This window comes from uncultured Clostridium sp. (assembly GCF_900547735.1).
Classification (GTDB): domain Bacteria; phylum Bacillota; class Clostridia; order Lachnospirales; family Lachnospiraceae; genus Otoolea.
Window position 1 is genome coordinate 29,506 of record NZ_URHZ01000054.1, and the last position, 9,972, is coordinate 39,477.

A 9,972-nucleotide genomic window follows, 5' to 3' on the forward strand; every position below is an offset into this window, starting at 1 on the left:
GAAATCTGCTACGGGGACCCGCTCGCGCTTATGGAATGCGCAGCGGATGCTAAGACGCCATAAAACGGCGTCCAAGCACCGGCGGATTCCTACGTCCCCTGCGCAGATTTTTTCTTCCTCCTTCCCCACCGCCCAGATTATGACCGGGACTGAAGACGCGCAGGTTATCGATACCCATTCCATACCCCGGCCTGCCGGCTGCTGATTGTCCTCCTCCCCAAGTGCGGGGGAGAGTATTGCCGCAGCCACTACATTCTGACGTAGAATGGCCATTTATCACGGAATGAAGTTAAGGTGATTTATCCCGGCATGGTTAAATATTCCGGAAAATGGAGTGGATATAGGGTATTAATAGGGTATTATGAATTTGATGCAAATATAGGATACCGAAAGTATAAGATGTATAAAATATAAGACGTTTAAAATATAGGATGTTAAAAATGTGGAATGATGAAAATATAGATAATGAAAATATAGAATAATGAAAATATAGAGCGATGAAAAACAGAGTGATATAAGCATTAAAATAATGTTAACGGAGTGTATCAATATAATATGTCAGTATAGCTGATTTCTAACTTTGGAACAGGACTTAATCCGGTCATCTTTAATTCAGTTCCCAGGAAAACCTTATCTCAAATCTATTCTATTTGGAAACTAGGTAGTGGCCGCGACAATACGCCCAACCGTACTTGGAGAAGGGGAGATTAACCGGTGAAATGGCAGTGGACGGCGGGAGGCCGATAACCTGCGCGTCTTCAGTCCGAGCGACAGACTGCCCGGGGAAGGAGGGCGAAAACTTTCCGCAGGGGACCTTGGAATCCGACGGTGCTTAACGAGGTTTTACACGAGTTTAGCATCCGTTTCGCATTCCACAAGCGGGAGCGGGTCCCCGTAGGAATTTTTTCGTCCCGGATTCCCCTATTACGACAACCTCCCCCTGGGACTGAAGACTCACCAACCTTCCCTCTCCCCAGTCCCGCCCCCATTTCACAGTCCTCCCCGCCCTTCCAACTACCCCCTGATAACTTTTCTCCTATGAACTCCATAACAGCATAAGTATTTGAATTATCCATTTTACCATGCTACTATATTTTTAGATAATATGTAGAAAGACCCAATAATTAATTCAGAAAAAGTAACAATATACACAAACATATAAGCAATAGAGGAGGAAATCTTATGGTAATCGAAAAAGCGGCTGTGGCCGGTACACTGGAGTCCAGTGATGCGCAGATTACAGTTGAACCGGGTGATGGAAAGGTTGAGCTTGTCATTGAGAGCAGCGTTATCCATCAGTTTGGAAAGCAGATCAGGGCAGTTGTCCTGGAGACGCTGGAGCGCCTTAATGTGAACGATGCAAGGGTAAAGGTTGTGGACAAAGGAGCTTTAGACTGTACTTTAAAGGCCAGAGTGGAATGCGCCGTATACCGTTCCAGCGGCATTACGGAAAATTTACCATGGGGAGGTGCAATCAGATAATGAGCCATCCATTAAAAAAGAGACTGAGAAGATCCATGATGTTTCTGAACTGCCAGAAACCGGGACTGATTAAAGACCCGTATATTTATAAACCGGATTCCATTATGCTTGACCTGGAGGACGCGGTTGCCGAGAACCAGAAGGATGCCGCAAGGTATTCCCTGTTTCATGCGCTCAAGGAGATCGACTACCGGGGCGTGGAGAGGGTTGTCCGCATCAACGGGCTTGACACACCGCACTGGAAGGAAGATATCCGTGTCTGTGTGGCGGGAGGAGCCGATACCATCCGTATAGCAAAAACGGAATCCGCTCAGGATGTACGCACAGTGGAAGAGCACGTGCTGGCTGCAGAGCGTGAATTTGGCCGTCCCGAGGGCAGCACCCTCTTAATGTCCGCCCTGGAATCCTGTAAGGGTGTTCTGAATGCCCAGGAGATTTGTGTTTCTTCCGACCGTCTGATCGGAATCGCCCTGTCGGGAGGAGATTATACGAAAGATCTTCAGACCGTAATCACAGGTACCGGCGTGGAGCTGATGGGAGCGAGACAGCATATGATTATGGCTGCCCGCGCCGCAGGCGTCCAGTGCTTCGACACGGTGTTTACAAACCTGGAAGACATGGAAGGATTCGAAAAAGAAACCGCCATGATCAAGATGATGGGATTTGACGGAAAATCGCTTGTCAATCCGCGTCAGATTGCAATTGTCCACAAGATTTTCACTCCTACCGAGAAGGAGATTATTTTTGCTGAAAAAGTGGTGCGTGAAATTGATGACAAGAAAGCAAAAGGCATCGGCGTATTTACGGTAGATGGAAAAATGATTGATATCGCTTTCTATGACGGGGCCAAGAGGACCCTGGCTATGGCTAAAGCCGCAGGCGTTTATGAGGGGGATATGTAAAATGATAAATAAAGTAGGAAGAGATATTCCGGAGGAAGTGTTAAAGGCGACCGGCAAAAAAGTATTTGAAGGCGCTTACGTATATGATAATTATGAGTATAAGAAGGCAGCTCCCGTAGTACGGGCGCTGTCCGATCCGACGCGTTCCAAAATGGTGCAGTCCATCAGGGAAGCGCTTGAAAAATGTGAAATCCGCGATGGCATGACCCTGTCCTTCCATCATCATTTCCGTGAGGGAGATTACGTTGTCAATATGGTGATGGAAGAGATTCACAACATGGGAATCAAGGATCTCACCATCTGTGCCAGTTCTCTCGGAAAGGCCAATGATCCGATTGTGCCGTTTATTGAGGATGGAACGATCACAGGTATCCAGTCTTCCGGTGTGAGAGGCAAAATCGGCGAGGCTATCTCGACCGGCAAGTTAAAGAATCTGGCGGTTATGCGTTCCCACGGCGGCCGTGTGCGTGCCATTGAGACGGGGGAGGTGCATGTGGACATCGCCTTTATCGGCGCGCCTACCTGCGACGAATACGGCAACTGCCGCCCGAACGGCGGAAAGAGCGACTGCGGCGTTTTATCTTACGGGGTGGTGGATGCCCAGTATGCAGATAAAGTGGTGGCCGTGACGGACTGCCTCGTTGCATTCCCGAACATCCCGGCCAGCATTTCCATGACAAATGTAGACTATGTCTGCGTTGTGGACGCCATCGGCAATCCCGATAAGATTGCGACAGGAGCAGCCAAACCAACGACCGATGTGAGAAAAATCATGATGGCCGATTACTGCACCCAGTTTGTAATTAATACCCCTTACTTTAAAGACGGTTTTTCCTACCAGACGGGTGTCGGCGGCGCGTCCATCGCCTCCACGATTTCACTCGGCAAGATTATGGAGGAGAGGGGAATCCAGATGGGACTCGGTCTCGGCGGAATCACCACCCCCATGTGTGAACTTCTGGAAAAAGGCCTGATCCGCACCCTTGTGGATACACAGGACTTTGATCAGGGTGCCATCGAATCCATTAAAAAGAACCCGAACCATATTGAAATCTCCGCATCCGAGTACGCCAACCCGTTTAACAAGGGCGCTTATGTCAATAAGCTGGACTTTGTTATCCTGGCATCTCTGGAAGTGGATATCAATTTTAACTGTAATGTCGTAGTAGGTTCCGACGGCGTCATCACCGGCGCACAGGGAGGCCATCCCGATACGGCGGCCGGGGCAAAGTGCACGATTGTCATTGCTCCGCTTCTGCAGGGCAGAATTCCCGCTATCTGCACCAACGTTACGACGGTGACGACACCGGGCGAGACCGTGGACGTTGTAATCACGGATTACGGCATTGCCATCAACCCGCGCCGTCAGGATTTGATCGAGTGTATGAAGAATGTCAACCTGCCGTTCTGCACAATAGAGGAACTGCGTGATAAAGCGTACAGCATGGTCGGAGAACCGGATCCGGTTCAGTTTGGCGAGCGTGTTGTCGGCATTATCGAGGGACGTGACGGAACCGTCATGGATGTCGTAAGGGAAATCCGTGAATATCAGTTTGATTAGATATCAGTTTGACTAGATATCATTTCGACTAAAATAACAAAGGGAGTCTGTTTTCCGGAACCAGCGGAAAACAGGCTCTTTTTCAGCAATAGAAGCAGGTCCCTTTTTCAGCAGTGGGAACACATTACGGCTTGTCCGCCCGGATCACAGAATAGAACATTGCACGTGTAAAAATACAATAAATGTCACTTTGAACAAAAAACAGCTTTCTGAGAGTTATTTCCAAAAACGGCAATTTATAAAATTTTTGTTAAAGAAGTGTAAAAAAACCTTATTTTATATGGTTTTCCGGTACATAAGTGTTATCTTATGACTGGTATAATTGCACAATTATAATTCGTTAAAAGCACCAAAAATTGTACAATTCATACAAGAAGTGTTGAAAAGCTGCTAAAAAAAGGTATAATAGAATCAAGGGTTTGGAAAGCAGCACCCCGCAGCAAACCAAAATAATGAATGAAAAGGAGAAGATGTTATGAAGAAAAGAGTGATTAGTCTGGCATTGACAGCAGCAATGGCAGTAAGCCTCGCAGGATGTGGAAGCAGCAGTTCCGGTACCGCAGACAAACCGGCGGAGACGAAAGCAGCCGAAGGCGGACAGGAAGCAGCGGCAGGCGCTGAGGATTGGAAATGGGAGAGGAACATCGAGATTATCTGTCCATGGGGCACAGGCGGCGGAGCCGATACAACACTCCGTACATTTGCTTCCGCTCTTGAGAAAGAACTTGGCGTATCCGTAGTTGTTAATAACAAAGCAGGCGCAGGCGGAGTTACCGGCGTACAGTTCGCAACCAGCCAGCCGGCCGATGGATATACATACTTACTTTGTACACAGTCCCCTATGTTAGCACAGATTTCCGGCGCAACCGATTTTGACGTTTACGGAAAAATCAAACCGCTGTGCCAGCTCGTACACGACTGCAACATTTTCGTTACCAGTTCCAAGTCACCATACAGCAACTATGCAGAACTGAAAGAATACGCACAGGCTAACCCGGGCAAGGTTAAATGCGGCGTTATGACAATCACAGGTCTGGATGCGGCATGTGTGGAAGCGGCATTTGAAGGCGATGTAGAGGCAGTTGCTTACACGGAAGGTTCCCAGTTAAACGCAGACGTTATCGGCGGACATGTGGATCTGGCATGTGTAGGACCGGCAGAGGTTTCCGCTATGCTGGAATCCGGCGATATGAAGGTTGTTATGTCCTGTACGGAGAAAAAACTGACACTGGCAGGATTTGAGAGCGTAGACAGCGCAGGCGACCTTGGACTGGACTGCTACTTTGGACCGTCCCGCGGTATTTTCTATACCGAAGGAACTCCTGAAGCGGCTATCAAGGCTTTTGAAGCAGCAGCAGAGAAGGCAGTTGCCAGCGAAGAATTCCAGACATGGGCAAAACAGCAGGGTCTCGATCAGAGACAGGGCTGGTTAAACACAGCAGATTACCAGGCATCCTGGGATAACGATTACAAAGATTTAACAGAAATGTTCGGTACTAAATAATTGATTTAACAGATGTTGACTGCAAATGAATATTTAAAACAATGAAACTGAGGGGAGTGGATTAATCCGCTCCCCCTGAATAAAAGAGGCAGGGAAAGGCAGGTTATCTGATTTGGACATTATTTTTTCACTTGTATTGGGAATCTTCTGCATATACCTTTTCTTCCTGGTAGGCGCCGAGTCACCAGCTCCTACAGCGACAGAACTTGGTGCAGCGTTCTGGCCGAGAATTATTCTCGTCCTTCTTATAATATTAATAATCGTGAATATAGTGAATTCTTTGAAAAAGATGAAGGGAAGCGGAGAGAAGCTGACCGCCGGATTTAATCTGGGAGAATTCTTAAAAAGTAAATTATTTGTCGGCATGATTTTAGTAGCAGTTATGGCTGTTCTGATGCCGATTATCGGATTTATACCGGTTTCGTTCCTGTTCCTGATTGCCTACGGCGTGCTTTTAGGGGAGAGAAGAATCGGATTTCTGGTTATTGTAGCCCTCGTTATTACGGCTATCCTCTACTTACTGTTCCAGGGAGCGCTTGATATCATGCTGGCAAGAGGTACCGGTATTTTCCGTGAGTTTGCATTGTTCTTTGAAACAAAACTGCCATTTTAAGGAAGGAGTGTAAGGTATGTTTGATTTATTACTGACTGGTTTAAAAATAGTATTTACGCCTTCTACATTTTTCCTTTTAGTAGCAGGTACGGTTTTAGGTGTTATATTCGGGGCGATGCCGGGTGTAAGCGCATCGATGGCGGTTGCCCTGGCCCTTCCATTTGCTTATGCGATGAATCCGGTTATCGCGATTGCGTTCCTGGTTTCCGTATATTGCGCGTCGATTACGGGCGGCGGCATCACGGCGATTCTGTTCCGTATTCCGGGAACACCGTCCAGTGCGCCCACCACGTTCGACGGCTATCCGATGGCTCAAAGAGGTGAGGCGGGCAAAGCGCTTGGATTTTCGCTGATCGCGTCTGCAGTAGGCGGTCTTGTTGCCGCATTCGCCATGGCTCTCGTATCTCCTCAGCTGGCAACGGTAGCCCTGCAGTTCGGTCCTTCCGAGCTGTTTGCGGTATCGTTCCTCGGACTTTCCGTTCTGTCCTGCCTGGACAGCGACAATATTATAAAAACTCTGATTTCCGGACTCTTAGGCCTTCTTCTTGCCTGTGTCGGAATGGACCCGATGCTTGGAATCGCACGTTTTACCTGGGGCAATTCCACACTGCTTTCCGGTATTGAGATGATTCCGGTCATGATTGGACTTTTTGCTGTGACCGAGGTTCTCAAGCAGACGGTTAAGCCGAAGAAGATTGACACGGAAAAAGATGCAACCGGTAAATCATCCACAAAGATGAAGACGGTTCTTCCAAGTTTCCGCGAAGTATGGGAAACAAAGTTTACGATGGCCCGTTCTTCCGTAATCGGTACGATTGTAGGTATCCTTCCCGGAGCGGGCGCAACAATTGCTTCCTTCTTATCCTATGCGATTGAGAAGAAGGTTTCCAAACATCCCGAAAAACTGGGAACCGGTATCCCGGACGGCATCGTGGCCTCCGAGGCGGCCAACAACGCGGCTACCGGCGGTTCGATGGTTCCTCTGCTTTCCCTGGGTATCCCGGGAGGAAACGCCGCGGCTATCATGATGACGGCCCTTGTAATCAAAGGCGTTCAGATTGGACCTATGCTTGTTAAGACTCAGCCTGAGTATCTTGCATCCGTATTCGGTTCCATGCTTGTAACAAATATTATCATGGTAATTGTAGCAATGGCAGTGGCGAAGGTATTCGCCAGAATCCTTTCCGTGCCTTACAGTATCCTTGGACCGGTTATCATTATGATGGCGGCAATCGGCGCCTATGCGCTGAACAATAATACAGGCGATGTTGCCCTGATGGCAGGCGCCGGAATTATCGGATATATGTTTGTAAAGCTGGGATACAATTCAGCCGCCCTCGTGCTCGGTCTTGTTCTTGGACAGATGTGCGAATCCAACTTCCGCCGTGCGTACACACTGACTAACGGAAGCATGTCGGCAATTTTCACAAAGCCGATCACCGCGGTTATCATGGTTTGCTGTATCATCATGCTGATTTATCCTTTTGTTAAACCACTTTTTGTAAAAAATAAAGCAGAAAGCAAATAGATGCGGCAGCCTGTGCGCTTTAAACAGGCCGCCGTCTATGCAGGAACCCCGGCTGACATCTCACTCTAAACACAGAGTAAGGTCAGCCGGGGTTCTTGATACTGTTATAGGAATGGATTTTCTACTTCCACCAGGATGTTGATGAAATCACGCATATATTTGGTCAGGTACAGATTCTTTCTGTGGCAGATATAGCAGTGGCGCTGGCTGTCGGTGTTGAGAATCGGATATGTAACGGACTTCTGCTGCATCTCCGGCGTCTTCTCAATGTAGTTCTTTGGGCAGATCATGACGGCGTCACAGGCAATGCAGACTTTTTTCTCCACCTCGATGCTGACTGTCTCCAGGATGATCTTCGGATGCATGTCGTTGGTGATGAAAAGATTATCCTGAACCGCCCTTACACTGTGGCCGGGCCTGTTGGAGACAAACTTCTCATTGCGCGCCTCCGTAATCTGGATGGGAGTGCCCTCGGGAATCCGTTTGGCCAGGGCCGTGTTTCTGGAAGTCAGGAGGACGAGATCCTCGTTCTCCACCAGGATATATTTGAGTTCGCTGTGCCGGGCGGTGGTCGTCATGCAGGCCATGTCCACGGTTCCGTCCAGAACCATATTCTCCATCAGACCCGACCCCTGCTCAAAAACTTCCACATCCACGTAAGGGTACATCTTGAAAAATTTAGGCAGCACGTAGGGGAGCACCTGCATTCCTCTCTGTACGGGAACGCCGAACCGGAGTTTACCGTGATCCTCCTGTGTAATCTCCTCAATCTCTTTGGCGAGATTCGCATTGATGGTCAGGATCTGCTGGGCAGCTTCCATATATTTTTCACCGGCATAGGTCAGTGTGAGAGGCTCGGTGGAACGGTTAAAAATCGGTGTTCCCAGATTGGTCTCCACGAGTTTGATCATCTGGCTCAGAGAAGGCTGGGATACATAGAGCTTTTTTGCCGCACCGGTGATACTTCCTTCCTGAAGGACAGTGAGCATGTACTGGGCATGTTTAAGATTCATTTAATATTCCCCCGTCTGTGTTTGCTTTTGCAGCGCCTGAAGCGGTGCTGTGCTACGATCATATCATTTCCGGGAAAAAATAGCAATGACAGAGTTTTGATCAAGCAGCCGATTACCGCTTTGACACCGCCCGGCCCGGAGGGTATAATGAATTAGAAAAGGGGATGATGAGTTTGAAAGAACAATATAAAAAACTGCTCGTGATATACTGCACGATGTTTAAGATAGGCTGTTTTACATTTGGGGGCGGATGGAGCATTATCGCCCAGATAGAAGATGAGTTCTGCAGAAAAAGGGACTGGGTGACCGAGGAACAGATCCTGGATTTCATGTCCGTGGCGAAGTCTCTTCCGGGCATCATGATAGTCAATTATTCGGTCCTGTTCGGCTATACGGTGGCCGGCGTCCCGGGAGCGTTCGCCGCATCCTTCGGCCTTGTCTCACCGGCGGTGATCGTCATCGCGGTCATCACGAATTTTTATGATATTTTCTGCAATAATCCCTATGTGATACGGATGATGAACGGAGTCAGAAGCGCCGTTATCCCCGTCATCATCGGAGCCGCGTGGAAGTTAAAAAAGAACGCCCTGACGGACAGGGCTACCTATCTTATAGGAATCATCGTCACTGTCATCTGTGTAGTTTCCGATCTGAATAAACTGGCGATTGTCGTCGTGTGCGGACTGATCGGAATTGCAATGTATATAAAGGAGAGGAGAGGCCGTGGCAGAGATTTATCTTAAACTGGTATTTGCATTTATACGGATTGGATTTTGCAGTTTCGGCGGCCTCACGATGATCCCGGTCATCCTGGATGAGGTGACGGCAAACGGATGGATGACCGAAGCGCAGGTAATGGATGTTATGGCGCTGGCCGAGATTACGCCGGGCTCCATGGGAATCAACTGCGCCACCTTTGTCGGCTACCGGATAGACGGCATTCCCTGCGCCCTGCTCAGCAGCCTCGGAGTCATGGTCCCCTCCCTGACTCTCTGCATGCTGGCAGCCCACTTCTTGAAACGTTTAAAGGGAAACCCTTGGATGGAACACGCCCTGTGGGGAATCCGCCCGGCCTGCGTGGGAATGCTGGCCGCGGTCGTGATCACACTCAGCGGCAGCACATTCATGGGCGTCGGCTTTGCGGTTCACTGGAATCTGGTCATCATTGCCCTCGTCACAGGCGGCGCCATGTATAAGTTCCGTCTGTCGGTGCCGAAGACCATGCTGCTGGCGGCGGTGCTGGGTCTTCTGATAGGCTGAAAAATGAGAACGCCGCCGGACGGCCGAGGGGCGGGATGGTGAGGGGGGATGAGCCTTCAGTCCCGGTTTGTAGGTTGTCGCGGGTGGGGAATCCGGGCAGAAAAAGTTC

Annotated in this window: 9 protein-coding genes; 8 read left to right on the plus strand and 1 reads right to left on the minus strand. The window is 49.0% G+C overall.

From position 1 onward, the window contains the following. Window positions 1-1,182: 1,182 nt before the first annotated feature. The 6 genes from citD to QZT18_RS16080 all read left to right on the plus strand — a co-directional run bounded on the left by citD (window position 1,183) and on the right by QZT18_RS16080 (window position 7,590). Window positions 1,183-1,482 carry a citrate lyase acyl carrier protein gene (gene citD, locus QZT18_RS16055; RefSeq protein ID WP_294149269.1) on the plus strand — a complete coding sequence of 100 codons (300 nt, stop codon included), beginning with the start codon at window positions 1,183-1,185 and terminating at the stop codon, window positions 1,480-1,482. Further along, on the plus strand, window positions 1,482-2,384 hold the full coding sequence (locus QZT18_RS16060) for an aldolase/citrate lyase family protein (RefSeq protein ID WP_294149271.1): 903 nt from the start codon (window positions 1,482-1,484) through the stop codon (window positions 2,382-2,384). Before citD ends, QZT18_RS16060 begins: the two co-directional genes overlap by 1 nt. A 1-nt stretch (window position 2,385) precedes the next feature. Beyond that, window positions 2,386-3,945 carry a citrate lyase subunit alpha gene (gene citF / locus QZT18_RS16065; protein WP_294149273.1) on the plus strand — a complete coding sequence of 520 codons (1,560 nt, stop codon included), beginning with the start codon at window positions 2,386-2,388 and terminating at the stop codon, window positions 3,943-3,945. Window positions 3,946-4,420: 475 nt separating this feature from the next. Continuing rightward, complete coding sequence (locus tag QZT18_RS16070; protein WP_294149274.1) at window positions 4,421-5,449, plus strand: tripartite tricarboxylate transporter substrate binding protein; 1,029 nt, start codon at window positions 4,421-4,423, stop codon at window positions 5,447-5,449. Between the two features lie 112 nt (window positions 5,450-5,561). Then, a complete protein-coding gene (locus QZT18_RS16075) occupies window positions 5,562-6,062 on the plus strand; it encodes a tripartite tricarboxylate transporter TctB family protein (protein ID WP_294149276.1) in 501 nt (166 codons plus the stop codon). 16 nt (window positions 6,063-6,078) lie between these two features. Continuing rightward, window positions 6,079-7,590, plus strand: coding sequence for a tripartite tricarboxylate transporter permease (locus QZT18_RS16080; RefSeq protein ID WP_294149277.1), 1,512 nt, complete (start codon window positions 6,079-6,081; stop codon window positions 7,588-7,590). Window positions 7,591-7,694: 104 nt separating this feature from the next. Here QZT18_RS16080 and QZT18_RS16085 read toward each other — a convergent pair whose 3' ends face one another. After that, window positions 7,695-8,603 (minus strand): LysR family transcriptional regulator, encoded by a 909-nt coding sequence (locus QZT18_RS16085; RefSeq protein WP_294149279.1) that lies wholly within the window; start codon window positions 8,601-8,603, stop codon window positions 7,695-7,697. 173 nt (window positions 8,604-8,776) lie between these two features. Here QZT18_RS16085 and QZT18_RS16090 point away from each other — a divergent pair, with 173 nt between their 5' ends. Both QZT18_RS16090 and QZT18_RS16095 read left to right on the plus strand, forming a co-directional pair. After that, entirely contained in the window at window positions 8,777-9,346 is a 570-nt protein-coding gene (locus tag QZT18_RS16090; RefSeq protein ID WP_366925906.1) for a chromate transporter, read from the plus strand. Then, window positions 9,327-9,863 carry a chromate transporter gene (locus QZT18_RS16095; protein WP_294149281.1) on the plus strand — a complete coding sequence of 179 codons (537 nt, stop codon included), beginning with the start codon at window positions 9,327-9,329 and terminating at the stop codon, window positions 9,861-9,863. The genes QZT18_RS16090 and QZT18_RS16095 overlap by 20 nt, the downstream gene beginning before the upstream one ends. Window positions 9,864-9,972: the final 109 nt, after the last annotated feature.